23 protein-coding genes are annotated in these 25,937 nt (G+C 69.7%); 11 read left to right on the forward strand and 12 right to left on the reverse strand.

Annotation, left to right across the window (positions count from 1 at the left end):
* Positions 1 to 70 precede the first annotated feature (70 nt).
* A complete protein-coding gene (locus tag ABZ887_RS30870; RefSeq protein WP_361296208.1) occupies positions 71 to 1,231 on the forward strand; it encodes a serine hydrolase domain-containing protein in 1,161 nt (386 codons plus the stop codon).
* A 164-nt stretch (positions 1,232 to 1,395) separates the two neighbouring features.
* Here the strand turns inward: ABZ887_RS30870 and ABZ887_RS30875 are convergent, their stop codons facing one another.
* Positions 1,396 to 2,394, reverse strand: a complete 999-nt coding sequence (locus tag ABZ887_RS30875) for an NADP-dependent oxidoreductase (protein ID WP_361296211.1) — start codon at positions 2,392 to 2,394, stop codon at positions 1,396 to 1,398.
* Between the two features lie 91 nt (positions 2,395 to 2,485).
* Here ABZ887_RS30875 and ABZ887_RS30880 point away from each other — a divergent pair, with 91 nt between their 5' ends.
* Positions 2,486 to 2,935 (forward strand): MarR family transcriptional regulator, encoded by a 450-nt coding sequence (locus ABZ887_RS30880; RefSeq protein ID WP_361296214.1) that lies wholly within the window; start codon positions 2,486 to 2,488, stop codon positions 2,933 to 2,935.
* 37 nt (positions 2,936 to 2,972) lie between these two features.
* On the opposite strand, the gene ABZ887_RS30885 is transcribed toward ABZ887_RS30880, so the two are convergent.
* A complete protein-coding gene (locus tag ABZ887_RS30885; protein WP_361296217.1) occupies positions 2,973 to 3,446 on the reverse strand; it encodes a carboxymuconolactone decarboxylase family protein in 474 nt (157 codons plus the stop codon).
* Positions 3,447 to 3,622: 176 nt separating this feature from the next.
* The gene (locus tag ABZ887_RS30890) at positions 3,623 to 4,480 is read right to left on the reverse strand and encodes a hypothetical protein (RefSeq protein ID WP_361296220.1); all 858 of its coding nucleotides are present in this window, start codon (positions 4,478 to 4,480) and stop codon (positions 3,623 to 3,625) included.
* Positions 4,481 to 4,681: 201 nt separating this feature from the next.
* Here ABZ887_RS30890 and ABZ887_RS30895 point away from each other — a divergent pair, with 201 nt between their 5' ends.
* The 8 genes from ABZ887_RS30895 to ABZ887_RS30930 all read left to right on the forward strand — a co-directional run bounded on the left by ABZ887_RS30895 (position 4,682) and on the right by ABZ887_RS30930 (position 15,147).
* Positions 4,682 to 5,839, forward strand: a complete 1,158-nt coding sequence (locus ABZ887_RS30895; protein ID WP_361296223.1) for a mandelate racemase/muconate lactonizing enzyme family protein — start codon at positions 4,682 to 4,684, stop codon at positions 5,837 to 5,839.
* The gene (locus ABZ887_RS30900) at positions 5,836 to 6,858 is read left to right on the forward strand and encodes an alcohol dehydrogenase catalytic domain-containing protein (RefSeq protein ID WP_361296226.1); all 1,023 of its coding nucleotides are present in this window, start codon (positions 5,836 to 5,838) and stop codon (positions 6,856 to 6,858) included. Before ABZ887_RS30895 ends, ABZ887_RS30900 begins: the two co-directional genes overlap by 4 nt.
* A 113-nt stretch (positions 6,859 to 6,971) precedes the next feature.
* Positions 6,972 to 7,949: a hypothetical protein gene (locus tag ABZ887_RS30905; protein ID WP_361296229.1), complete on the forward strand. Its 978-nt coding sequence runs from the start codon at positions 6,972 to 6,974 to the stop codon at positions 7,947 to 7,949.
* A 163-nt stretch (positions 7,950 to 8,112) separates the two neighbouring features.
* Positions 8,113 to 9,222, forward strand: a complete 1,110-nt coding sequence (gene chvE / locus ABZ887_RS30910) for a multiple monosaccharide ABC transporter substrate-binding protein (protein WP_361296232.1) — start codon at positions 8,113 to 8,115, stop codon at positions 9,220 to 9,222.
* 44 nt (positions 9,223 to 9,266) lie between these two features.
* Positions 9,267 to 10,817, forward strand: a complete 1,551-nt coding sequence (gene mmsA / locus ABZ887_RS30915) for a multiple monosaccharide ABC transporter ATP-binding protein (protein WP_361296235.1) — start codon at positions 9,267 to 9,269, stop codon at positions 10,815 to 10,817.
* Positions 10,814 to 12,058, forward strand: coding sequence for a multiple monosaccharide ABC transporter permease (gene mmsB, locus ABZ887_RS30920; protein WP_361296238.1), 1,245 nt, complete (start codon positions 10,814 to 10,816; stop codon positions 12,056 to 12,058). Before mmsA ends, mmsB begins: the two co-directional genes overlap by 4 nt.
* A gap of 52 nt (positions 12,059 to 12,110) precedes the next feature.
* On the forward strand, positions 12,111 to 13,271 hold the full coding sequence (locus ABZ887_RS30925; RefSeq protein ID WP_361296241.1) for an aldose epimerase family protein: 1,161 nt from the start codon (positions 12,111 to 12,113) through the stop codon (positions 13,269 to 13,271).
* A gap of 217 nt (positions 13,272 to 13,488) precedes the next feature.
* Positions 13,489 to 15,147, forward strand: a complete 1,659-nt coding sequence (locus tag ABZ887_RS30930; RefSeq protein WP_361296244.1) for a histidinol-phosphate transaminase — start codon at positions 13,489 to 13,491, stop codon at positions 15,145 to 15,147.
* Positions 15,148 to 15,480: 333 nt separating this feature from the next.
* Here ABZ887_RS30930 and ABZ887_RS30935 read toward each other — a convergent pair whose 3' ends face one another.
* From ABZ887_RS30935 to ABZ887_RS30945, 3 genes are all read right to left on the reverse strand, one after another.
* Entirely contained in the window at positions 15,481 to 16,326 is an 846-nt protein-coding gene (locus ABZ887_RS30935) for a hypothetical protein (RefSeq protein WP_361296247.1), read from the reverse strand.
* 173 nt (positions 16,327 to 16,499) lie between these two features.
* Positions 16,500 to 16,658, reverse strand: a complete 159-nt coding sequence (locus tag ABZ887_RS30940) for a hypothetical protein (RefSeq protein WP_361296250.1) — start codon at positions 16,656 to 16,658, stop codon at positions 16,500 to 16,502.
* Positions 16,659 to 17,330: 672 nt separating this feature from the next.
* Positions 17,331 to 17,864 (reverse strand): hypothetical protein, encoded by a 534-nt coding sequence (locus ABZ887_RS30945; RefSeq protein ID WP_361296253.1) that lies wholly within the window; start codon positions 17,862 to 17,864, stop codon positions 17,331 to 17,333.
* 261 nt (positions 17,865 to 18,125) lie between these two features.
* Between ABZ887_RS30945 and ABZ887_RS30950 the strand changes: the two genes are divergently transcribed.
* A complete protein-coding gene (locus ABZ887_RS30950; protein ID WP_361296256.1) occupies positions 18,126 to 18,374 on the forward strand; it encodes a hypothetical protein in 249 nt (82 codons plus the stop codon).
* 225 nt (positions 18,375 to 18,599) lie between these two features.
* On the opposite strand, the gene ABZ887_RS30955 is transcribed toward ABZ887_RS30950, so the two are convergent.
* The 6 genes from ABZ887_RS30955 to ABZ887_RS30980 all read right to left on the reverse strand — a co-directional run bounded on the left by ABZ887_RS30955 (position 18,600) and on the right by ABZ887_RS30980 (position 25,860).
* Complete coding sequence (locus ABZ887_RS30955) at positions 18,600 to 18,821, reverse strand: hypothetical protein (RefSeq protein WP_361296258.1); 222 nt, start codon at positions 18,819 to 18,821, stop codon at positions 18,600 to 18,602.
* Between the two features lie 270 nt (positions 18,822 to 19,091).
* Entirely contained in the window at positions 19,092 to 20,702 is a 1,611-nt protein-coding gene (locus tag ABZ887_RS30960; protein WP_361296261.1) for a methyltransferase, read from the reverse strand.
* A gap of 61 nt (positions 20,703 to 20,763) precedes the next feature.
* Positions 20,764 to 21,936 (reverse strand): 4-hydroxybenzoate 3-monooxygenase, encoded by a 1,173-nt coding sequence (locus ABZ887_RS30965; protein WP_361296264.1) that lies wholly within the window; start codon positions 21,934 to 21,936, stop codon positions 20,764 to 20,766.
* A 302-nt stretch (positions 21,937 to 22,238) separates the two neighbouring features.
* A complete protein-coding gene (locus ABZ887_RS30970; protein ID WP_361296267.1) occupies positions 22,239 to 23,177 on the reverse strand; it encodes a UTP--glucose-1-phosphate uridylyltransferase in 939 nt (312 codons plus the stop codon).
* Positions 23,178 to 23,305: 128 nt separating this feature from the next.
* Complete coding sequence (locus ABZ887_RS30975; RefSeq protein WP_361296270.1) at positions 23,306 to 24,628, reverse strand: CoA transferase; 1,323 nt, start codon at positions 24,626 to 24,628, stop codon at positions 23,306 to 23,308.
* A gap of 5 nt (positions 24,629 to 24,633) precedes the next feature.
* A complete protein-coding gene (locus tag ABZ887_RS30980) occupies positions 24,634 to 25,860 on the reverse strand; it encodes an acyl-CoA dehydrogenase family protein (protein ID WP_361296273.1) in 1,227 nt (408 codons plus the stop codon).
* Positions 25,861 to 25,937: the final 77 nt, after the last annotated feature.

Here is a 25,937-nt window from a genome sequence, read left to right on the forward strand (position 1 = left end):
AGTTCGCCCAGGTGGGTAGGGCGTTGTTCACAGTGGGAGCTGCCCCCGGCGGCTCGGTTGAGGAGAACGGATGACGCAGGAGATCACCGTCCAGGGCACGGTCGCGGAGGGCTTCGAGGCGGTGCGCGAGGAGTTCGCCGCCTTCGTCGCCGGCGAACCGGCCGACTACGAGGGGCAGTTGTGCGCGTACGTCCGCGGCCGGCGGGTCGTCGACCTGTGGGCGGGCGAGGGGGCCGGCGGGGACTCCCTGTACGGCGTGTTCTCGTCCACCAAGGGGGCGGCGCACCTGGTCGTGGCGATGCTGGTGCAGGACGGCACGCTGGAACTGGACCGCAAGGTCACCTACTACTGGCCGGAGTTCGGCGCCGAGGGCAAGGGCACGCTGACCCTGCGGGACCTGCTCGCGCACCGGGCGGGCCTGGTCGGCACCGACACCGGGTTCAGCCCGCAGGAGCTGACCGACGACCGGGCGATGGCCGAACGCCTCGCCGACCAGCGGCCGTTCTGGCGTCCCGGCACGGCCTTCGGCTACCACGCCCTGGTGATCGGGGCGCTCACCGGCGAGGTGGTACGGCGCGCGACCGGCCGTACGCTCCAGGACGTGTACGAGGAGCGGGTCCGGGCACCGTACGGCCTCGACTTCTTCCTGGGCCTGCCGGCCGCCCACGAGCCGCGCTTCCGCACGACCCTGCCGATGCGGCCGACACCGGAGCAGCAGTCCCTGCTCGACTCCCTCCCGTCCGGCCCGCAGACGCTCGCCGGGATCGCCTTCAACGAGCACAGCGCCGAACCCACGGACCTGACGGCCCTCCCCAACGACCGGCTGCTCCGCGCCAAGGGCCCGGCGTCCTTCGGCGGGGTGGCGTCGGCGCGCGGCCTGGCCAGCATGTACGCGGCCCTGCTCAGCGAGATCGACGGCAAGGCCCCGCTGCTGAAGGAGGACACGGTGGCGGAGTTCGGCCAGTTCCACTCGGTGGGGTACGACCTGGTGACCCGCACCCACCGGTCGTACGGCCTGGGCTTCCAGGCGACGGCGGACACCTGGCACCCGTTCCTGGGCGCGGGCACGATCGGCCACAGCGGAGCAGCGGGCTCCCAGGCCTTCGCCGACCCGAGGAGCGGGGTCGCCTACGGCTACACACGGCGACGGTTCGCGTTCCCCGGCGGGGCCGCGCCGGAGAACGACCGCTTGGCGAAGGCCGTGCACGAGGCAGCACGTGAAACGCGCTGAGCGCCACCCACCCAAGGGGCGCGGGGAACTGCGCGACCAGCCACGAAGCACCCGCACCCGGCACTGATCCGGCACCGGGCAGACAAGAGGCCGCACCCCACGTCCAAGGGTGCGGCCTCCGTACAGCGCAACGAGCACGGCAGGGCCGGCGTCACGCGGCAGCGTCAGAGCTTGACGATCATCTTGCCGGTGTTGTCGCCGCGCAGGACCCCGAGGAACGCCTCCACGTTGTTCTCGATGCCCTCGACGACCGTCTCCCTGTACTTCAGCTGCCCGGAGGCCACCCACGGGCCGACCTCGGCGACGAACTGCGGCTGCAGGTCGTAGTGGTCGCCGACCAGGAAGCCCTCGATCCGGCCGCGGGTCTGGATGAGACGGGCGAGGTTCCTCGGGCCGGGGACGGGCTCGGTGCTGTTGTAGCCGGAGATCATGCCGCAGACCGCGATCCGGCCGTCCCGGTTCAGCCGGCCGATCGCGGCCTCCAGGTGGTCGCCGCCGACGTTGTCGAAGTAGACGTCCACACCGTCGGGCGCGGCGGCCCGGAGCTGCTCGCTGACCGAGCCGTTCCGGTAGTTGAAGGCGGCGTCGAAGCCGTACTCCTCGACCAGCAGCTTGACCTTCTCGTCGGAGCCGGCCGAGCCGATCACCCGCGAGGCGCCCTTGAGCTTGGCGATCTGGCCGACCTGGCTGCCGACCGCGCCGGCCGCGCCGGAGACGAAGACGGAGTCACCCTCCTTGAAGGAGGCGGTGCGCAGCAGGCCCGCGTAGGCGGTGAGGCCGGTCATGCCGAGGACACCGAGATACGTCGACAGGGGCGCGGCGTCGGCGTCGACCTTGACGGCGTTCTTCGCGTCCACGACCGCGTACTCGCGCCAGCCGAGGAAGTGCAGGACGTGGTCGCCGGCCGCGAGACCCTCGGCGTTCGACTCGACGACCTCGCCGACCGCGCCGCCCTGCATGGCCTTGCCCAGCTCGAAGGGCGCGATGTACGACTTCGCGGCACTCATCCGGCCGCGCATGTACGGGTCGACGGAGAGGTACTTGTTCCGCACGAGCACCTGCCCCTCGCCCGGCGTGGGCACCTCCGTCTCGACCAGGGCGAAGTCCTCGGGCTTCGGCCAGCCGACGGGACGGCTCTGGAGGTGCCACTCGCGGTTGATCATGACGTGCGCCTTTCCGAAATTACTTCAGTACCTGAAACAACCATGCTCCTGAATATTTCAGGATGTCAAGTAACGCGGTACCCTGGAGTGCATGTCCTCCACACGGTCCACCCCCGCGCAGACCCGCCGCCCCGACGCCCTGACCCTGGAGGTCGTCGAGCTCATCGGGGACGTCGTGGCCCGTTTCTACGCGGACTACGAGGAGGCGGCGGGCGAGCACACGCTCACCGGGGCGCAGGCGCGGCTGCTCAGCCTGCTGTCGCTGGAGCCGCTGCCGATGCGGAAGCTGGCACAGAAGCTGAAGTGCGAGCCGTCCAACGTGACCGGGATCGTGGACCGGCTGGAGGCCCGCGGGCTCGTGGAGCGGCGGCCCGACCCGGCCGACCGCCGGGTGAAGCTGGCCGCGGCGACGGACGAGGGCCGCCGGGTCGCCCGTGACCTGCGCGAGGGGCTGCGCTTCGCGCGCGAGCCGCTGGCCGGGCTGTCGGACGAGGAGCGGCTGTCGCTGCGGGATCTGCTGCGCAGCATGCTGGACGCCTAGGAGGCCGGCACCGACCGGCGCCGGCCTTCCGAGGGGGTTACGCGAACTGGCCGGGGCGGTAGTCGCCGGCCGGGATCTGCAAGGTGACGTTCAGCCGGTTGAAGGCGTTGATGACGGCGATGGTCGCGACGATCGCGATGAGCTGGTCGTCGTCGTAGTGCTTGGCGGCGTTCTCCCAGACCTCGTCCGGCACGCCGCCCGCCGCGTCGGCGATGCGGGTGCCCTGCTCGGCGAGTTCCAGGGCCGCGCGCTCGGCCTCGGTGAACACGGTGGCCTCGCGCCAGGCGCCGACCATGTGGAGGCGCTGCTGGGTCTCGCCGGCCGCAGCCGCGTCCTTGGTGTGCATGTCGAGGCAGTAGCCGCAGCCGTTGATCTGGCTCGCGCGGATCTTCACGAGCTCCAGGGTGGCCGCGGGTACGCCTGCCTCCGCGGTGACCGCGCCTGCGGCGACGAAGTGCTTGATCAGCTTGTTGGCGACGGGGCTGGCGAAGAGGTTCAGACGGGCTTCCATGGTGTGCTCCCTGTGGTGTCTCTCAGTGGGTTACACACCTACGACGGGGTGGACTCGTCGAATGTGACAGGTTTGCTGGATTTGCTTTGGTAGTCGTTCGGGTGCCAGCCGGTGGGGGCGGGTCGCGCCCACGCGGCGGAGCCGCAAATCGACACAGCCCCGCGCCCCTTACGGGGCTACGTGCACCACCACAGGAACCGGTTGCACGTCTCGCTCGGGGACGGGTCCGGGGTCGGGTCCGAGGTCGTCGGGTCCGACGTCGGTGTCGAGGCCGCCGTGGTCGTCGGGGTCGTCGCCGGGGAGGTGACCGTGCCCGAGCCCGTTGTCGCCGACTGTGCCGACGTGTCCTTGGGGGACGCCGACGGGGAGTCGGACGCCTTGTCCTTCGAGGAGGAGGGGGACGGCGAGACGGAGGGGTCGGCCGAGGCGGAGTCCGCCGCGCCCGTGGCGCCGGACGTGTCGTCCAGGGGCTGGGCCGTCGTACCCGGGGACGACGTCGACGTGCCGCCGTCGGTCGTGCTGCCGCCGCCCGCGGCCGCGTCCGGGGTCGTGAACGGTATGGCGTCCGTGCCGAGTTCGGCGAGGCTCAGGCCGCCCGCCGCCAGCACGCACGCCGCGGCCACCAACAGGACTCTGCGGCGCCGCCGCCGATGGGCCGCGGCCTTGCGGTCGCGACGGCTCCCGTCGGGGCCGGACGGCTCCTCGGGATCCTCGGCACCGCTCTCGGCGGCCTGCACCCGGCTCCGGCCGCCGCGCCCGCGCGCCGCCCGTCGCCGCTCGGCCCGGCCACCCGCCGGCGGTTCGCCGTCCGCGTCGTCGGCGTCGGCCGTGTCGCCCGCGTCATCCGGGGCGCCCTGGGGGGCGTAGCCGCCGTCCGCGGACTCCGGTTCCGCGTACGGCGCTTCACCGGGCGTGACCGGTACGGTGGTGGTCGCTTCCCGCGCGGACGCGCGTAGCGTCTCGGCGGCGGTGCCGCACCCCGGGCAGGCGAGGGCGCCGTTGAGGTGCCGTCGGCACGGGTGGCAGTAGTCCATGACGCGGGAAGACTAAGTTCCCCACGGGTCACATAACCAGCCACCCCTGTGAAGGTTCTGTGGGGGACCGAAAAACCTATCGCAAGCCTTGCCGAAACCGTTACCTGTTCGACCCATTGACACCCCTGCCGCCCCGTCCTTACTGTCACGCCAGCATTTCGAACGTGTGACGAAATCTCGAACAGCTGAGGGGCAACTGCCGTGCGCATCACCGGAATCAGCACACACGTGGTCGGGACGCCGTGGCGCAACCTGACGTACGTCCAGGTGCACACCGACGAAGGGATCACGGGAGTCGGCGAGACCCGGATGCTCGGTCACACCGACGCGCTGATCGGCTACCTCCGGGAGGCCGAGGCCAACCACATTCTCGGTTCGGACCCGTTCGCCGTGGAAGACCTCGTGCGCCGGATGAAGTACGGCGACTACGGCCGGGCGGGTGAGATCGTCATGTCCGGGATCGCCGTCGTCGAGATGGCCTGCTGGGACATCAAGGGCAAGGCGCTGGGCGTGCCGGTGTGGCAGCTGCTCGGCGGGAAGGTCACCGACAAGGTCAAGGCGTACGCCAACGGCTGGTACACCACCGAGCGGACGCCGGAGGCGTACCACAAGGCCGCCCAGCAGGTCATGGAGCGCGGGTACAAGGCGCTGAAGATCGACCCGTTCGGCACCGGGCACTTCGAGCTGGACCACGAGCAGACCCTGTACGCCGTGTCGCTCATCGAGGCCGTGCGGGACGCCATCGGGCCGGACGCCGAGCTGATGCTGGAGATGCACGGACGTTTCTCGCCCTCGACCGCGGTCCGGCTCGCGCACGAGCTCGCGCCCTTCAAGCCGGCCTGGCTGGAGGAGCCCTGCCCGCCGGAGAACCTGAAGGCGCTGGAGAAGGTCGCCGCCAAGGTGGACATCCCGGTCGCCACCGGTGAGCGCATCCACGACCGCATCGAGTTCCGCGAGCTCTTCGAGAGCCAGGCCGTGGACGTCATCCAGCCGGACGTCGGCCATATCGGTGGTATCTGGGAGACCCGGAAGCTCGCCGCCACCGCCGAGACGCACTACGTCCTGGTCGCCCCGCACAACGTCGGCGGGTCCGTGCTGACCGCCGCCTCCCTCCAGGTCGGGTTCACCTCCCCGAACTTCAAGATCCTGGAGCACTTCAACGACTTCGCCGACGCCGAGATCAAGAAGGTCGTCAAGGGCGCGCCGGAGGTCGTGGACGGGTACTTCCACCTGTCCGACGCGCCGGGGCTCGGGGTCGAGTTCGACGCCGACGCGGCCGCCGAGTTCCCGCAGCAGCAGGCCCGGTTCGACCTGTGGGCCGAGGGCTGGGAGCAGCGCAAGCCCAAGGGGACCAAGTGAGCGCCGGCGCCGCCTCCGGTTCCCAGGTCGTCGTCGAGGCGCCGGGGGCCCACCGGGTCGAGGACCACACGCCCCGCGAGCCCGGTCCCGGCGAGGCGCTGGTCGCCGTGCACGCGGTCGGGATTTGCGGAAGCGACCGCGAGGTGTACCAGGGGAACCGGCCCGAGGGATATGTGCGCTACCCGTTGACGCCGGGGCACGAGTGGTCGGGAACCGTGTCGGAGGTGGGCCCCGGGGTGCCGGTCTCGCTCGTCGGCCGCAAGGTCGTCGGTGAGGGCTTCCGCAACTGCCAGGTGTGCGACCGCTGCCACGCCGGCGAGACCACCCTGTGCACCGACGGCTACGAGGAGACCGGCTTCACCCAGCCGGGCGCCATGGCCGCCACCCTCACCCTCCCGGCCCGCCTGCTGCACGCCCTGCCGGACGACGCCGACCTCACGGCGGCCGCGCTCCTGGAGCCCGCCGCCTGTATCGCGGCGGCCGCGCTGAAGGGCAACGCCCAGCCGGGCGAGCGGGTCGCGGTGGTCGGCACCGGCACGCTGGGCATGTTCGCCGTGCAGTTCCTGCGCGCGATCTCGCCGAGTGAACTGCTGGTGGTCGGGACCCGGAACGACCGGGAGGCCCTCTCCCGGCAGTTCGGGGCCACCGACTTCCGCACCAAGGACCAGGAGTTGCCCGACGACTTCGACGTCGTCATCGAGACCGCCGGGTCCGCGTCCGCCGCGCGCACCGCCGCCTCCCTGCTCAGGCGCGGCGGACGCCTGGTCCTGACCGGTATCCCGGCCGCCGGTGCCGACGGCCTGGACCCGACCGACCTCGTCGTACGGCAGCTGGAGGTGCACACCGTCTTCGGGGCACCGCCGGACGCCTGGGCGCACACGGTACGGGTCTTCGGGGCCGGTCTCCTCGATCCGCTGCCCCTGATCACGCACGAGCTGCCGCTGACCGAGTTCCCGCAGGCCATCGAGCTGGTGGGGGCCGGTGATCCGAAGGTGGGCAAGGTGCTGCTCCGCCCCTAGTCGTACGTCGGCCGCGGCGTGCCCTGACCTCGCCGTGGCCGGCGTGCCACCAAGCCTTTTCTCTGCCCCGAGCCGCGAACCTTGTCCGAAATACCGAACACGAAGGACAGCTTGTGACGACCGACGCTTCCGTTACGGCGGCCCGCCGACCCGGTGAGCAGGCGCTCGCCGCTCTCGGCCTGGGCGCGCCCGCCCTCGACCCCGCCGACGCCTCCGCGCACAGCTTCCCGGGCGGCGGCAAGTGGCGCACCGAGATCCCCTCCTGCGAGGGCCCCGAGGCGCTGGCCGTCGTCCTCAAGGAGTCCTCGCGCCTGGACGTGCCGATCCACCGGATCAGCCAGGGCAGCGGCGTGTGGATGCTCACCGACGCCGAGATCACCGAGATGGTCGACGCGACCGACGAACGGGACATCGAGCTCTGCCTGTTCACCGGCCCGCGCGGCACCTGGGACATCGGCGGCTCGGTGCGCTCCGACTCGCGGGGGGCCGGGCTGCGCGCCCGCGGCCACGACGCCGTCGCCGGGTGCGTCGAGGACGCGGTCCGGGCGACCGAGCTGGGCGTCAAGTGCCTGCTCGTCGCCGACGAGGGCGTGCTGTGGACGCTGCACCGGGCCCGGCAGGCCGGGATCATCCCGGCGGACACCACGCTGAAGGTGTCCGCGCTGATCGGACCGGTCAACCCGGCCTCGTACTCGGTCTTCGAGCACCTCGGCGCCGACTCCGTCAACGTGCCGAGCGACCTGACGCTCGATCACCTCACCGAGATCCGCCGGGTGTCGGGCGCCCCCATGGACATGTACATCGAGGCCCCCGACGACCTCGGCGGCTACATCCGGATGTACGAGGTCGCCGAGCTGATCCGGCGCGGTGCGCCGATCTACCTGAAGTTCGGGCTGTCCAGGGCGCCCGGCATCTACCCGTGGGGCACGCATCTGCGGGACGTGACGCTGGACACCGCGCGGGAGCGGGTGCGGCGGGGGCGGCTCGCCCTGGACCTGCTCGCCCGGCACGGGGCGGACGGGGGGATGGCGCCGCTGGGGTCGCGGTTGCCGGGTTCTCTCCGCCGGTTCCCCGTCGAGGGTGCCGCCTGACGAACGTTGGGGACTGCGGGTCCGTTGTGGCTGGTCGCGCCCACGCGGCGGAGCCGCAAATCAACTGCAGCCCCGCGCCCCTTACGGGGCGCTGCCCCTCGGGGCGCTTCAAACCGACCTTGCTTGACACATCTCAACGACGAGAAGAACAGGGACGATCACCATGCGCACTCGTAGAAGCGCCCTCACCCTCATAGCCGGGGCCGCCTCGCTCGCTCTGACCCTGTCCGCGTGCGGCCAGAGCAGTGAGGGCGGCAGCAAGGAGGAAGGCAGCAGCGCCAAGGGCGGCACCATCGGTATCGCGATGCCGACCAAGTCGTCCGAGCGCTGGATCGCGGACGGCAAGAACGTCGTCAAGGACCTGGAGTCCAAGGGCTACAAGACCAAGCTGGTCTACGGCGAGGACGACCCGGACCAGCAGGTCTCGCAGATCGAGAACCTGATCACGCAGGGCGTCAAGGGCCTGATCATCGCGGCCATCGACAACAAGTCCCTGAACAACGTGCTCCAGGAGGCCGCGGACGCCAACATCCCGGTCATCGCCTACGACCGGCTGATCCTCGGCACGAAGAACGTCGACTACTACGCGTCCTTCGACAACACGAAGGTCGGTGTCGAGCAGGGCACGTACATCGTGCACAAGCTGGGCCTGGACAGCGGCAAGAAGGGCCCGTTCAACATCGAGCTGTTCGCCGGCTCCAACGACGACAACAACACCAAGTACTTCTTCCAGGGCGCGATGAGCGTGCTCCAGCCGTACATCGACAAGAAGCAGCTGGTGGTCAAGTCCGGCCAGACCGCGCTGAACAAGGTCACCACCCTGCGCTGGGACGGTGCGACCGCTCAGTCCCGGATGGAGGACATCCTCACCTCCTCCTACAAGTCCGCCAAGGTCGACGCGGTGCTCTCGCCGTACGACGGCATCTCGATCGGCATCATCGCCGCGCTGAAGTCGGACGGCTACGGCTCCGGCAGCCAGCCGCTGCCCGTCATCACCGGGCAGGACGCCGAGCTGGCCTCGGTGAAGTCGATCATCGCGGGCGAGCAGACGCAGACCGTCTACAAGGACACCCGGCAGCTCGCCAAGGTCGCCGCGACCATGGTCGACGACGTCCTGAACAAGAAGACGCCGGAGACGAACGACACCAAGACGTACGACAACGGCTCCAAGGTCGTCCCCGCCTACCTGCTGCAGCCGGTGAGCGTCGACAAGTCCAACTACGAGGAAGTCCTCGTCAAGGGCGGCTACTACACCGACGCCGAGCTCAAGTGACCTCTGTCCCCCACTAGTTGTCCTACTGATTGGAAGGCACGACCATGGCGGGACCCGTCCTGGAAATGCGCTCGATCGTCAAGACCTTTCCCGGCGTCAAGGCGCTGTCGGACGTCTCACTGACCGTCCGCCAGGGCGAGGTCCACGCCATCTGCGGGGAGAACGGCGCCGGCAAGTCGACCCTGATGAAGGTCCTCTCCGGCGTCCACCCGCACGGCAGTTACGAGGGGGACATCCTCTTCGAGGGCGAGCTCTGCAGGTTCGGTGACATCCGGGCCAGCGAGCACCGCGGCATCGTCATCATCCACCAGGAGCTGGCGCTGTCGCCGTACCTCTCGCTGGCGGAGAACATCTTTCTCGGCAACGAACACGCCAAGGGCGGCTTCATCGACTGGCGGGAGACCCTGCGGCACGCCACCGAGCTGCTTCGCCGGGTCGGTCTCGACGACCACCCGGAGACCCGCGTCACCGACATCGGCGTGGGCAAGCAGCAGCTGGTGGAGATCGCGAAGGCGCTGTCGAAGAAGGTGAAGCTGCTCATCCTGGACGAGCCGACGGCCGCGCTGAACGACGAGGACAGCGGCAAACTCCTCGATCTCATCCTGGAGTTGAAGAACCAGGGCATCACCTCGATCATCATCTCGCACAAGCTCAACGAGATCCGCCGGGTCGCCGACTCGGTGACGATCATCCGGGACGGCCACTCCATCGAGACCCTCGACGTGAAGTCGAAGGAGACGACGGAGGAGCGGATCATCTCCGGCATGGTGGGCCGCGACCTGGACCACCGCTTCCCCGAGCGGAGCGCTTACGAGGGCGAGGCGGACGCGGCGCCGGCCCTGGAGGTCCGCAACTGGACCGTGCGACACCCGATCGACCAGGAGCGCAAGGTCGTCGACGACGTGTCGATCCATGTCCGGCGCGGCGAGATCGTCGGCATCGCGGGGCTGATGGGCGCGGGCCGCACCGAACTCGCGATGAGCGTCTTCGGGCGGACGTACGGCCGCTACGCGGGCGGCTCGGTCCTCAAGGACGGCACGGAGATCCGTACCAAGTCGGTCGCGGAGGCGGTCGGGCACGGCATCGCGTACGTCACCGAGGACCGCAAGCACTACGGCCTCAACCTCATCGACACCATCAACCGCAACATCTCGCTGACCGCGCTGAACAAGGTCGCCCGGCGCGGGATCGTGGACGAGCACGAGGAGCGGCAGGTCTCCGAGGGCTACCGCACGTCCATGAACATCAAGGCGCCGACGGTCTTCGAGCCGGTGGGCAAGCTGTCCGGCGGCAACCAGCAGAAGGTCGTCCTCAGCAAGTGGATCTTCGCGGGTCCGGACGTGCTGATCCTCGACGAACCGACCCGCGGGATCGACGTCGGCGCCAAGTACGAGATCTACACGGTCATCGACCAGCTCGCCGCCCAGGGCAAGGCGGTGGTCTTCATCTCCTCCGAGCTGCCCGAACTGCTCGGCATGTGCGACCGCATCTACACCATGGCCGCGGGCCGCCTGACCGGTGAGGTGCCCAGGTCCGAGGCCACGCAGGAAGTGCTGATGCGCCATATGACGAAGGACAAAGAGGTATCGCGATGAGCACGGATGTCACCGCCAAGAGCCCGGCCCCCGTGCCGCCGGGCTGGCGCGCCCCCGACGAGGACGGCGGGCTGCTCCAGCTGGTGCTGAACGGCCTGCGCCGCAACATGCGCCAGTACGGCATGCTGATCGCGCTCGGTCTGATCGTCGCCCTGTTCGCCGTCTGGACCAATGGTGACCTGCTGCTGCCGCGCAACGTCTCCAACCTGGTCCTGCAGAACAGCTACATCCTGATCCTCGCCATCGGCATGATGATGGTGATCATCGCCGGGCACATCGACCTGTCGGTCGGCTCGCTGACCGCGTTCGTGGGCGCCTTCGCCGCCGTGCTGACGGTCAACCACGGCGTGCCGTGGCCGGTCGCGCTGATCCTGTGCCTGGCGATGGGCGCGGTGGCCGGCTCCCTGCAAGGGTTCCTGATCGCCTACCTCGGCATACCGTCGTTCATCGTCACCCTGGCCGGGATGCTGCTCTTCCGCGGTCTCACCGAGATCCTGCTCCAGGGCCAGACCATCGGCCCGTTCCCGGACGGCCTGCAGAAGCTGGGCAACGGCTTCCTGCCCGAGGTGGGCCCGGACACCAACTACCACAACATCACGCTGCTGCTGGGCCTCGCGCTGGCCGGCGCCGTGGTCTGGCAGGAGTTCCGCGACCGGCGCCGCCAGCAGGAGTTCGCCCTGGAGGTGCCGCCCACCCGGCTGTTCCTGCTCAAGCTGACCGCGCTGGTCGCCGCGATCCTCGTCCTCACCATGCTGCTCGCCAGCTACAAGGGCGCCCCGATCATCCTGATCGTCCTGGGCGCGCTGGTCGTCGGCTACGGCTACGTGATGCGCAACGCGGTCTTCGGCCGGCACATCTACGCGATCGGCGGCAACCTGCCGGCGGCCAAGCTGTCCGGCGTCAAGGACAAGAAGGTCTCCTTCTACGTCTTCCTGAACATGGGCGTGCTCGCGGCCCTGGCCGGCCTGGTGGTAGCGGCCCGGCTGAACGCGGCCTCGCCGAAGGCGGGCGACGGCTTCGAACTGGAGGCGATCGCCTCCTCGTTCATCGGCGGCGCCTCCATGAGCGGCGGTGTCGGCACCATCCTCGGTGCCATCATCGGCGGCCTCGTCCTCGGCGTGCTGAACAACGGCATGAACCTCCTCAGCGTCGGCACCGACTGGCAACAGGTCATCAAGGGCCTCGCCCTCCTCGCGGCGGTCGGCTTCGACGTGTGGAACAAGCGCAAGTCCGGTTCGTAAGTCAGCTCGGGCCCCGCCGGAAGGCGGGGCCCCACCTTTGTGGGAGCCGCACATGGAACTGAACAGACGCACGGTCATCGCAGGAGCCGCGGCAGCGGGCATCGCCGCCACCGCCCTCGGCAGCGGCACCGCCGAGGCCGCCACCGGTTCGGGAGGCAGGAAGCCGGTGAAGGAGTCCTTCGGGAAGCTCGCCGACGGCACGAAGATCTACCGCTGGTCGCTGGAGAACGGCGGCACCCGGCTGAAGGTCCTCAACTGGGGCGGTGTCGTCCAGACCCTGGAGATCCCGGACCGCCGCGGCCACTACGCCAACGTCTCCCTGGGCTTCGACAACATCGACGACTACGTCGCCAAGACCCCGTACTTCGGCGCCCTGATCGGCCGCTACGGCAACCGCATCGCCAAGGGCCAGTTCACCCTCGACGGCAAGAGCTACCAGCTCTCCGTCAACGACGGTGTGAACAGCCTGCACGGCGGCACCCAGGGCTTCGACAAGCACGTCTGGGACGTCGAGCCGTTCGTGAAGGGCTCCGACGTCGGCCTCGTCCTGCACTACACCAGCGTCGACGGCGAGATGGGCTACCCCGGCACGCTCAAGACGAAGGTGACGTACACCCTCACCAGGCGCGGCGAATGGATCATCGACTACGAGGCCACCACCGACAAGGCCACGGTCGTCAACCTCACCAGCCACGTCTACTGGAACCTCGCCGGCGAGGGCAGCGGGACCATCGAGGACCACGAGCTGACCATCGCCGCGGGCAAGTACACGCCGACCGACTCCGGGCTGATCCCCACCGGTGAGCTGGCCACCGTCCGCGGCACCCCGTTCGACTTCCGCGAGACGAAGACGATCGGGCGGGACATCCGGGCCGGGCACGTCCAGCAGGTGCAGGCCAAGGGCTTCGACCACAACTGGGCGCTGGACAAGGGCATCACCGCGAAGCCCGAGCACGTGGCCACGCTGCGCGACCCGCGCTCCGGCCGCACACTGAAGATCGCCACCGACCAGCCGGGGCTGCAGTTCTACTCCGGGAACTTCCTCGACGGGACGCTGACGGGGACGGGCGGGCGGACGTACCGGCAGGGTGACGCGCTGTGCCTGGAGACACAGCACTTCCCCGACTCGCCGAACCACGCCAATTTCCCGTCCACGGTGCTCCGGCCGGGGCAGGTCTACAGGACGCGGACGGTTCACACGTTCGACGCCTGAGGCGCATGTGAGGCGCGTGTGAGGCGCGTGGGCGCGGCTGGTAAGGGGCCGGTCGCGTCCACGCCGGGGAAGAAACGTAAACTCACACTTTTTTCACACGCGTTGAACAGCGCCCCGTGCGCATCCGTATTCAAGGGCGGCCCGTGCTCCCCCGCGCGGGCCGCCCAAGACGACGGGCCCGGACGTCCCCAACGGGCCCGCCTCATACGGAGGTTCAATGGCCGGCAGCGTCACCTCGTTGTTCCGTAGCGGTGCTCACAGCCCGTCGATGGCGGCGCTGACCCGTGAGGGAGGCGAGGGAACCGGTCCGGTCGACTTCTGCATTCCCTGCAACCCCTACTTCCCCACCCCGGCCATGATGGAAACGATGGCGGCCCGGCTGAAGGACATCATCACCTTCTACCCGAGCAGCGCCGACACCATCACCGCCGAGCTGTGCCAGCTCCTCCAGCTCCCGCCGCAGGCCGTGGCCATGGGCAACGGCTCCACCGAGCTGATCACCTGGATCGACCACCTGCTGGTCCGCGAGTCCCTCGCCATCCCCGTCCCCACCTTCGGCCGCTGGACCGACCAGCCGATGGAGACCGGCAAGCGCGTCGACATGTTCCCGCTCCAGGAGTCCAACGGCTTCGCCCTGGACCTCGCGCAGTACGCCGACTTCATCCGCAAGCGGGGCACCAAGGTCGCCGTCATCTGCAACCCCAACAACCCCGACGGCGGCTTCCTGCACAAGCAGGCGCTGGTGCAGTTCATGGACGCGATGGCCGACCTGGACCTGATCGTCATCGACGAGTCGTTCCTGGAGTTCGCGGACGCCGAGGCCGAGCCCAGCGTCGTCCAGGAGGCCATGCTCCGGCCGAACGTCATCGTGCTGCGCAGCCTCGGCAAGAACTTCGGCCTGCACGGCATCCGCTTCGGCTACATGGTCGCCAACCCCTCGCTGGCCGGCAAGGTCCGCTCGATGCTCCCGAAGTGGAACCTCAACGCCTTCGCCGAGTACGTCGTCTTCATGCTCAAGGAGCACGGCGCCGAGTACGCGCAGAGCCTGCTGCAGGTGCGCCGTGACCGTCTGGAGATGGCCAGCCAGCTGTCCCTGCTGCCCGGCCTGACGGTCTACCCCTCGCAGGGCAACTTCCTCTTCGTGCGCCTTCCCGTCGGCGCCGAGGGCACCGTGGTGCGGGACCGGATGCTCACCGAGCACCGGATCCTGGTCCGCGAGTGCGGCAACAAGATCGGTTCTTCCAGCCGCTTCCTGCGTCTCGTGGTGCGCCCCGAGGTGGACGTGCGTCGCCTGGTGTCCGCCATGGAACAGGTGCTCTACGGGACCAGGAGGGGAGCCGCCGTGCCCGAGCTGAGCACCGGGACCAGCTACAGCTCGGGTACGGCGGCGGTGGACCGGCTGGTGAGCGAGACCAACGGGGCGGGCATGCAGCTCGCGCAGGCAGTCGGCGCGATGCCCGTACCGGGGCTCGCCGCCGCTCCCGCCGTCGGCGTCGGCATGCCGCTCCCCGTCGCCGCGCAGCAGGGCGGCGTCGGGATGCCGATGCCGGCGGCAGCCATGCAGATGCAACAGCCCCAGCAACAGCCGATGATGGCGCCGGTGGCTCAGATGTCACCCCTGGCCCAGATGGCCCAGATGGCCCAGGCGCCCGCACCGGCTCCGATGCCCATACAGATGCAGACCCCGGTCCCGGCACCCGCTCCGGCCGGACCCACGCCGCCCGGGGTACCGGCGAGGGGTGGTCTCACCGCCGCGCAGGTACGCGGGATGACGGCGCCCGCACCCCCCGTCCCGGACCTGGCCCCGGCCCCGGCCACCGGCTGGCCGAACGCGCAGAGCTGGCCGAACGCGGCGGGGATGGGACAGGTCGGCTAGCACGCCGGCTGAGGATCGGGAACCGGCGGACGTCTCCGGAAAGTCCGAGCGTCCGTCCAGCCACCCGCGGAGCCGTTCGGCCGGTGCGAGATCTTCGGGAAACAGCGCGTGTCCGCGTTCGGGGCACTGGGGGTCGGCTCGGGCGTCGGATGCCCTACCACCCTCTCGTAGGCGGCGACGTCCTCCGCGGACGCCAGGCCGGCAGCTCACGGCCGGCCGCCCGTGCACGCACCGCCAGGACGATGCGCCCGGAGCCTGCATAGCTTGGGCTTTCCAGGGGCCCTGTCATCCGGCCTCCAGCCTCGCGGCCGGCAACTTCAGGGTGAGACGGGCTCATTGGTAGCTGCTCAGCTGCTCGTCGATCTCACGCCGGTACACCCGCAGCCGGGCGGCGAGCAGTTCGTGCTCGGCAGCAGTGCCGATCTCGCCGCGACTGAACCTGTTCGTGTAGTACCGCGCAATGGCCTGGCCGGCCCACCAGGGGTTGGTCGCCCATGCCCCGGACAGCTCGAACGAGTCGTAGAACGGTTCACGCTTCGCGGGGAGCCGCACGCCGTACGGCTTCAGCCCGCGCTGTAGCACGGCGTCCCACGAGTAGACCGGTAACCCGACGCGCATCCGCCGGTCCGGCCAAATGGCGTAGCCGGGCTTGAACGAGCCCCATGCCACTTGCACCGATCCGAAGAACCCGCGAGCCGTGACACCGTCGGACGTCACCTCCACGAGCGGACGGGGAGTGCCCCTGCAGAGAAACACGACATGCAGGACAGCATCGGGCACGATGACCAGGGCCAGTCCCAGAACCACCCACTCGGTCAATCCCAAGGAGGCTTCCCGCGCCTCGGTGATGGGGTAGCCCACCGCGAAGGTGCACATCAGCACAAGGCCGACAGCGCGTGTCGTCGCGCGGTCCGGGAGCAGGACGAATGCGCGCCCCTCATCGACGACGAACGCCCGCGGGCGTGCAGCGCCCCGCCGCCAGGTGTAGACCGACGCCCTCCAGAGCATCAACACCCCTGCGGTCGCAGGCACGTACAAGCAGCCCAGAACGACACCGGTCGACGGCTGCGGAACGGTACACACCACCACGACGCACGTCACCGCTGCCGCGATCGCGCCGGCCACGGCGATCCGCGCGAACGGGAGATTCGGCCCTGCCGGACTTCCGCTCGGCTCCATCGGCCAAGTCTCACACGAGCTGCGCCCGGGGAAAACACCCAGCCGAAGGAATGCGGTCCGCCATGGTGAAGTCGCTCGCCACGGGGCTGGTCTTGCTTCGCATGCGACACCAACTACCCCCGAAAACAAGGATGTTGTGACCCGGCCCTCGCGCTGTGGGTGACTGCGCCGGCTCACGGCGTGACCGTGAACGCTTCGCCGTCCGGCTTGCCCACCTGACGCCCCAGCGCCTCGCCGACAACCCTCCCCTGCACCGGACCGTCGGCGGACAGGGCGACCTCGTCGGGAGTCTCGCTGCGATCCGGGATCAGCTGTACCGCCCGTCCCGCCATCCGGGCGATAGCCGGAGGACGCGTAGTGCCGGAAGCAACCGTTGTGCCCTGACGGCGACCTCTACCCGCGCATCAAATGCGGTCGCTCGTCCGGGAATTCACCTCAACGAGGGACAGATATATGCATATCTGTCCGGTCTGGTTCTCGTGATGGACTGCGCTCGGGCACTCTCCTTGCATGACCAAGCGCGTCGCCTCGCAGAAGACCCCGGCCACGCCGTCCGCTCCTGAGACAGCCCAAGGGCAACCAGCCCTTGAAATTCGTTGCGGTGGCCTGCACTTGACCATCCAGCGCATTCCCGCATGGGCCGTCACAATCACGCCCACAGCCATCGGAGCTGGTATCGCTTGGTGGACGGGCCGGTGACCGATGCCGGCCACTCACCTGAATGACAACGCACCAACGCTCTCAGCTTGGGAAGTTGATGTGTTTCGGCGGTAGTTGGGGCGTTGACCTGGATGAACCGTGAGTGTCCGCCTACGCTCTGCGGCGTGTTGGGGCGGTCTGCTGTCCCGGCAAGGAGAGCACGCGACCGCGGGGGGTGACTCAGAAGAGAACCCCGGGCCACGCCGGTCCGGGAGCTCGTGAAGCTTCGGCATCCCCTCTCCAAAACCACTGAGCCCCCTCGGTATGGGCGATCCCTGCTCGCAGCGGCTCGCCGACCACCTTGGCTACTGGCGAACCTTCCCCAAAGCGAGCTGTACGAGACGCAACGCCACCTGAACCGCCGCGTCGTTGCGCAGCGGGCAATTGACGACGTATTGGTGCCCCGCGCGAACGTTGCGAAAGCTGATGGCCGGGTCGCTGACGTCGGCCACATCCTCCCTCGTCAAGCGCAGGGTGAGACCACCGTTGGTCGCTTTCACATAGGCAACGGCTCCGAACCGACGGACACCGGCGTCTCGAACCATGACGTAATCGGTACGACCGTCACGGGTTCGCTCGGACTCGCCCGGACCGATTTCCACGTTGCCGAGGGCAACAGCGCCGCGCAGAAAATCCAGCACACGCGTGGCAATCTCCGCGCTGCGGGCACGGCCGTTCACCAGCTCGGCGATCTGCGCCCAGTCCAGCAATCCGCCCGCACTCTCACCAGACGGGTCGGGATCGATGTCCCCTGGTGCCCCCGCGTCCGGGTCCTCCTCGCTCTGAGTAAGCCGCAAGAACTCGGCAATCTCCTGCGGCGTCCCGTCGATCAGTCGCATGACCCCTCCTTGTTGCACACGCTCCCCACTTACTGACGCTTCAGGCTACTCACACATACTCATGCAAGCAACCAACTACGCACAGAAGAGTCGTTCGAAGTATGCGTGAGTAAATAGACGCGCGCGGAAATGTCTAGAGCCGGGCTGTGTCACGGATGTTGGCGCCATCGGGTGCCCTGAGACTCTCCGCCTCGGAGCGGGGCTGTCGCCGTGGCGGAGGAAGCCGTCGGGTTCCCTCTGCCTCCTCTCCTGCGGCGGCGCTTGTACGTCGAGGTCACCAACGGCGGATTCGGCCCGAACGAAGGAATCCTGGGAGTGAGTGGCGGGTCCGCGCAGCGCAACTTTGCGGACATCGCCGAGCTGTATCAGGACGGCCCTGATCCGTCCGGCTGCATCCCGGCCGGCCTGGTGCTGATCTACGACTGGGGCTGCGCCATCTGGTCCGTGGTCGACTTCCGCGATTCTGCGGGCGTCATGTGGTGCAACCATCAAGGAGGGGTGGCCGGATAGGGCCCCCGGACGTCTGGGTCCCGGGATGCCGAATGGCTCCGCACCCACCCCCTCGCAACCTTCCGATCCGTAGGCAGACGGTCTCGGACTTCCACGGTGTTGTGCTGCGAGAGCAGTACGTCCTGTCGGCGAGAGCCGTGTCCGGAGCGATCTCGTAGGGCGGCTCTCTCTTTTGACTCACTTCTCGCGGACATGCGACAGCCCGACGCGCCTTGGCCGAAGCCGCTAGTGCTGTCCTTTCCGGCGCACCCTGGACCTGATGCAGGGGACCACCGAGACCGCGACCATGAGCATGACCGTGTCTTCGGCCAGGGTCTCCAGCGCGTTCGTGACGGAGTGTCCGAAGGCGACAGCGGTCGCGAAGTGGGCGATCGCAACGGTGAAGAGCATGAGGGTGAATCGCAACAGCGTGAACCCCTGGCTCTTCTCGTCCGGCTCAGCTGTCATCTCCACCTCCTCCGCCAGCACCTCACTGAGAGGTGGAGGATACGTGGGAACTGGGATTCCGCCTTCTTGGTCGCGCTCCCGAGGGCCCCGCCGGCGAATGCGGCGACAACGAAGTTGCTGATCGGCTCCGGATCTCGCCGCACAGGGCGGAGTGTCCGGACGGCCGTCGCGCACGCGGCCTTGAACGGTCCGGAGGAAGCGGTCCGTGGCGGGTTGCCCCACCGCGGACCGATCGGCCCCGTCCCCGGAACCGCGCCCCGCAAGGAGTGCTCAGCCTCGCACGGCGTGCAGAAGTGACGCTCCCAGAGGCAACGTGTGGCAGGCCACCGGCCTGAAGCCCGCCTGCTCCAGTAGGCGGCCGTAGTGGGCCTCTTCGCGTTCCCGGCCGCCCACGTTGCACAGCATGTGGATGTCCCAGGCCGCCGCCGTGTCGCCGGGGAGCAGGCGTTCCACGATCAGCAGGCGGCTGCCCTCGCGCATCGCCTGCGCGCAGCGGCGCAGGATGGTCAGGCAGCGTTCGTCGTCCCAGTCGTGCAGGACGCGGGACAGGAGGTAGACGTCGCCGCCGGCGGGGACGGAGTCGGTGAAGTCGCCCGCGGTGAAGGTGCAGCGGCCGGGCAGGTCGGACAGTTCCGACCGGGCCGCCGCCAGGGCCTCGGGGCGTTCCAGCAGGACACCTTCGATGTGGGCGTGGGCCCGGAGGACCCGGCCGAGCAGGGCGCCGTTGCCGCCGCCGACGTCGACCACGCGCCGTACGCCGGAGAAGTCGACGAGGTCCGGTACCGGTGTGAACATCTCCGCGCTCGCCGCCATCGCCCGGTGGAAGAGGTCGCCCAGCTCGGGGCGGGCGGCGAAGTAGCGGAAGTGGTGCTCACCGTAACGGTGGGCGAAAGCTTCCTTCCCGGTGCTGACGGCGTACGGGAGCCCGGCGAAGGAGTCGTAGAACGGGCCGCCGTAGAGCAGTGCGAGGGGGTGGAGGGAGTGGTCCGTGCCCGTGCGCAGGGGGTCGCCGAGGGCGGTGAGGTGGTGGGTGCCGTCGGGGGACGAGGTGAGCAGGCCCAGGGTGGCGAGGTAGCGGAGGAGGCGGCGGAGAGCGTCCGGGTCGGTGTGGGTGAGGGTGGCGAGGGTGGTGGTGTCCAGAGCCGGGTGGGCGGCCAGGTGGTCGGCGATGCCCAGTTCGGCCATGGTGCGGACGGCCTGGGTGGCCCAGGCGCCGGTCATCACGCCGAGGAGGGCGAGGGTGGGGTCGGGGAGGGGTTCCTGGCGGCCGGGGAGGCGGAGTTCGAAGCGGCGGTGGGCGGCGGTGCGGAAGTAGAGGACGGTGATGTTCTCGTGGTTGTTGTAGCCGCCGCCGTCCGGGACCGCGCCGCCGCGTTCCGTCAGCAGGGTGCGCAGTCCGGCGGGGATCACCCGGCCCGGTGCGGTCACCGCGAAGGCGTGGTGGGACTCGTGGCCGTGGGTCCGTTCGTCGGCGGCGACCGTCTCCAGCGGGGAGCCGGGCGGCACGGGCAGCGCGAAGATCTCCACGGTCCGCCCGGCCACGGGCACGTGCACGATCCCGACCGGGCTGTCGCCGACGGCGGCGCCGTAGCGCCGGGCCAGCCGCCCGCGCACCACCACGCTCGGTGTGACGGGACCCGGGTCGAGGCCGGCGCCGCGCAGGTCGTCGCGGAGCCCGTCGAGGGAGGCGGGGAAGACCAGTACGGCGGTGTGGTCGTAGCCGAGATGGCGGGCGACGTCGGTCCGCTCGTCGGCCGTCAGGCCGGGCAGCAGCTCGGCGAGGACCTGGTCCGTGTCGTGGTCGCGGACGTGGTCGGCCGCGCGCCGGATGCGTACCAGGTCGGTTTCCGTCAGACATGCCTGTACGACGGAGAGGTTCATGAAAGGTTCCCGATGATCGTGGGGCAGGGAGAACCGGGGACGGCCGTGCCGGCCCCGGGGGTCAGATGCCGGTGTAGTTCTCGGCGAAGAAGTCCTGGTGCGTGCGCGAGGTGCGCAGGCTCTCCAGGCGGGCGTACTGGAGCGCACGCCCGTAGCGGGCCTCGTCGTCCTCGCCGGCCGGGCCGTGCAGCAGGCCGCTCATCCAGTGCGAGAACTCGTGGGCCCGCCAGACGCGGGGCAGGCAGTCGGCGGCGTACCGGGCGAGGCCCGTGAAGTCGCCGTGGGCCAGTGCCCCTTCGAGGGCACGGGCCAGCAACTCGGCCTGGAGTACGGCGAGGTTGGCGCCCTTGGCGGCCGAGGGGCTGATGAGTCCGGCCGCGTCGCCGGCCAGCCACAGCCGGCCGGCGCCCGGGGACTCCAGGACGTCGGAGCGCAGGTCGACGACCGCCTTCTCCAGGACGGGGCCGTCGCGCAGCGGCCCGAACTCGTCCGTCCGCAGCCGGGTCGCGAGCTCCGTCCAGATCCGGTCCTCGCTCCAGTCGGCGGGATCGGTGCCGCGCGGACACTGGAGGTAGTAGCGGGTGACGGTGGCGGTCCGTGCCATGTGGCCGGCGAACCCGCGCTCGTGCAGGGCGTATCCGACCGCCTCCAGGCTGGGCGGGGCGGCGACCAGCACGGCCAGCCAGGAGACCCCGTGGTCCCGGCGGGCGGTGCGGGTACCGCGGGCCGTCAGCGCGGCGCGGCCGATCCCCCGGTGCCCGTCGCAGCCGGCGACATACTGGCCGGTGACGTCCGCGCCGTCACGCACCCGTACCCGGGCCGCCGAGACCTCATCGGCCACTTCCGCCGCCTCGGTGCCGAACCGGATCTCCCCGCCGCGCCGCAGGTACTCGGCGATCAGGTCCCGTACGAGTTCCTGCTGGAGGTAGACGGTGTGCGGCTCGCCGAGGCCCGACTTGCCGTAGTCCAGGGTGAATTCGCCGCGGTCGCTGCGGAACAGACAGGTGGTGTGGGTCTTTCCGCGGGCCAGCAGGCCGGTCGCCAGGCCGTTCTCGGTCAACACGCGGACGGAGTGGGCGGCGAGGAATCCGGCCCGGGCCCGGCCCTCCACCGCGGCCCGGTCGCGCCGCTCCAGGATCACGCAGTCGATGCCCCGGTCCAGCAGCAGGTTCCCCAGGACGAGCCCTGCCGGGCCGGCGCCGACGATCACTACACCGACCTGTGCTGTTGTCATTCCCCGCCCCTGGAGTTGCCCTCTGTCCAGAAGGTTTCATATCAGCACAATCCGGCGCAGACGCCAAAGAAGCGGACTAATTACCCCTAAAGGGTTGCCGAGGGGGGCGTGAGCTGCCGAGGACGCGCGGAAAAAGGCGTGGAAACGGCGCGGTGCCCGTCCGCATCGAATGCGAACGGGCACCGGATCGAGCGCCGGGCAGGCCTTGCACCTGCATTTCCCCGCAGGAAGCGGAGCGTCTTTCCTTGGACCACCAACGCAGCACCAGCCACCGTGAGTTGCGGCGACCAGCTCTGTAACGATCATACCGTACGCGGTGCGTGGCCCTGCCCCTCGTCCCGCCCGTCGCCCTCGTCGAGCTTGCTGACCAGACCGCGCAGCACGGGCCCGTACTCGGGGTGGGCGAGGGCGAAGGCCATCTGGGCGACGAGGTAGTCGGCCGGATTGCCGGTGTCGTACCAACGGCCTTGGATGACCTGCCCGTACACGGCCCGGCTGGTGGCGTAGGCGTTGATGGCGTCGGTCAGGTACACCTCGCCGGTGCGGTGCTCGTACCAGCGGCGGGTCTGCTCGCGCAGCTCGTCGATGATGCCGGGGGTGACGACGTAGCCGCCGATGGCCGCGTACGGCGACGGCGCGTCGGCCGGCGCGGGCTTCTCGACCAGGCCGGTGATCCGCAGCTGGCCGTCGCCGAGGTCCTCCTTGACTATCGGCACGCCGTAGCGCTGGGAGTCGGCGGGGTCCATCGGCAGCAGGGCCAGCACCGGGCAGCCGGTCTGCTCGTAGGCGCGGATCAGCTGCTGGGCGCGGGGCACCTCGGCGACGAACACGTCGTCGGGCCAGAGCACGAGGACGGGTTCGTCGCCGAAGGAGCGGGCGGCGTTCAGCACGGGCGTGCCGTTGCCGTACGGGCCGTACTGGTCGAGGTAGGTGATGTGGCCCTTGCGGGCCAGTTCGGCGACCTCCTCGACGGCGTCCGCGTAGGCGGTCTTGCCGTCCTGGCGCAGCTGCTCGACGAGTGCCGGATTCGGCCTGAAGTGGTCCTGGATCAGGCTCTTGCCGCCCGAGACGACGATGGTGATGTCGGTGATGCCCGAGTCCACCAGCTCGCGCACGGTGTGCTCGATCACCGGTTTGTCGCCGACCGGGAGCATCTCCTTCGGCGTGGCCTTGGTCAGGGGCAGCAGGCGGGAGCCCAGTCCGGCGGCCGGGATCACGGCCCTGCGGATCGTCGGGGACATCAGGTCTCTCTCGGTCGAACGGCACGGGGTACGCGGACGCTACCAACGGACTTTGTGCCGCCCGGGAAACACCGGCCGTCCGGCTCCCTTCGTCGAGACGATTTCCAGGCGAAGCCGGGATGAAGGGTTCAGCGCGGCGGCTCCGTCTCCGGGGCGTCGGGGACCGCTCCCCCGGCGTGCAGTTCGGCGATCTCGGCGGGGCCGAATCCCAGCTCGGCGAGGATCTCGTCGTTGTGCTCGCCCAGGTCCGGCGCCCGTTTCGCCGGCACCTTCGGCACCCCGCGGAGGTTGACCGGGCTGCCGACGGTCTCCGTCAGCCCGCCGACTCCCGCCAGCGGCACGACGATGCCGTTCTCGCGCAGCTGCGGGTCCCGCGCGGCCTCTTCCGGCGTCTGGATGAGGCTGTAGGTGATGCGTTCCCGGTCCAGCGCGTCCTTCCAGTGGGCGAAGGGCCGCGATCGGAACGCGGTGTCGAGCAGTTCGGCCAGCGCGGTGGAGTGCTCGACCAGCCCCTGCAGGTCCAGGAACCGGGAGTCCTCGAGGAGTTCGGGGTGCCCGACGGCGCGTGCCAGTCCCTGCCAGCGCGCGGGTGAGGCGACCAGCATGAGCCACTCGCCGTCCGCGGTCCGGTAGGGGTTGTTCAGCGGGTTCGCCGGTGCCTTCCGGTCGTGCAGCTCGAAGGGGGTGCCGTCGGCGAGGGCGGCGGCCACGAGGGTTCCGGTGGCCCAGACGCCCGTGGCGAGCAGTGACGTGCCGACGTCGGCCCCTTGCCCCGTTCGCTCGCGGCGGTAGAGGGCGGTCGTGATCGCCGCGTAGACGGCGATCGCCGTCGTGTAGTCGCCGCTGCCCCGGACCGGCACGGTCGGCGGGGCGCCCGCGTCGCGGGTGGAGGCGAGCAGGCCGCTGCGCGACCAGTAGGCGGTCAGGTCGAAGCCCGGCTGCCGGGCGTCGGGACCGGTGTCCCCGAAGCCGGTGAGGTCGGCGTAGACGACCCTCGGGTTCCAGCCGGAGACCTCCGCGTAGCCGAGGTGCAGCTTCTCGCGCGTGCCGTGCGGGAAGTTGGTGATCACCACGTCGGCCCACTCGACGAGCCGCTTGAGGACCTCGACGGCCGCCGGTGACTTCAGGTCCAGCACCATGCCGCGCTTGTTGCGGTTGGCGAGGTGCCAGCTGTAGTTCGCCCGCGCCCGCGGACTGGGCGGCACGGAACTGAGCCGCCGCTGCGGGTCGCCCGTCCCCGGCGGCTCGATCTTGATGACGTCCGCTCCGAAGTCGGAGAGCATGGTGGCCGCGGCCGGCGCCGCGATGAACGAGGACGCGTCGAGGACCTTCAGGCCGCTGAAGACGGATTCGGTGGTCACGGATTCGGTGGCCACGGAGTGGGTGGCGCCGGATTCGGGGGGCACGGATTCGGGGGCGCCGGATTCGGGTGTCGCGGATTCGGGGGTCATCGGCGTCACTTCACGAAGGCGCTCAGGCCGTCGGTGACGGCGCGGCCCACGATCAGGGTCTGGATCTCCCGGGTGCCCTCGTACGAGTAGAGGGCCTCGGCGTCGGCGACGAAGCGGCCGACCTTGTAGTCGAGGATGATGCCGTTGCCGGCCAGCAGCTCCCGGGCCCAGCCGACGTTCTCCCGCATCCGCACGGTGCAGTAGGCCTTCGCCAGGGCGGAGTGTTCGTCCCGGTAGATCCCGGCGTCCTGCAACTGGGCCAGGCGCGTCACCATCCCGCACGAGGCCGTGGCGTTGCCGAGCATCTTCACCAGCAGGTCCTGGACGAGCTGGAAGCCTCCGATGGGCCGCCCGAACTGCTCGCGTTCCTTGGCGTACTGCAACGCGATCTCGTACGCGCCGAACATCGTCCCCACGGCCTGCCAGGCCACCCCGCTGCGCGTCTGGCGCAGGATGCCCGCGGTGTCCTTGAACGAGTTCGCGTTCTGCAGCCGGTTGGCCTCCGGAACGCGGCAGCCGTCGAGCACGATGTCGGCGTTCTGCACGATCCGCAGCGCCATCTTGTTCTCGATCTTCGTCGCGGTGAACCCGGGGGTGTCCTTCTCGACGACGAAGCCCAGCACGTGGTTGGTCTCGGTGTCCCGCGCCCAGATCACGACCAGGTCGGCGAAGGTCGCGTTGCCGATCCACCTCTTGGCCCCGTCGAGGACCCAGCCGTCGCCGTCGCGGCGCGCGGTCGTCCGCAGGCCGCCGGCCACGTCGGAACCCCCGTGCGGCTCGGTCAGCCCGAAGGCTCCGATCTTCTCGAAACGGCTCATCGCCGGCAGCCACCGCCGCTTCTGCTCCTCGGAGCCGCAGGCGAGGATCGAGCCCATGGCGAGCCCCGTGTGCACGCCGGAGAAGGTCGCCAAGGACGCGTCGGCGTGCGCGAATTCCAGCGCGAGGAATCCCGAGAGGAGATTGCTCGGCCTGGATTCCGCGGAGTCCGGGTCGGCCCAGTCCACCAGCCCGAGCCCGCCGAATCCGGCCACCAGCTGAAAGGGGAACTCGGCCCGGGCCCAGTAGTCGTCGACGAGGGGAGCGGCCTGCGTGGCGAGGAATTCGCGGACGCGCTCGATCTTCTCCCGCTCGCTGTCCGTCAGCATTTCCTCGAAGGAGTAGAAGTCGGCGGGAAGCAGCCCTTTCCCCAGGTAGGGACCGGACGGCATGGGCAGGAGCGGGGTGGCACCCATGGGAATGTTCCTCCAGCACTGCGGGACAACGCTCGGTTCTCCGGCGCGATTAGACCCGGATCCCGCGCCGATTCCCG

The organism is Streptomyces sp. NPDC047061, from assembly GCF_040643955.1.
Lineage (GTDB): Bacteria > Actinomycetota > Actinomycetes > Streptomycetales > Streptomycetaceae > Streptomyces.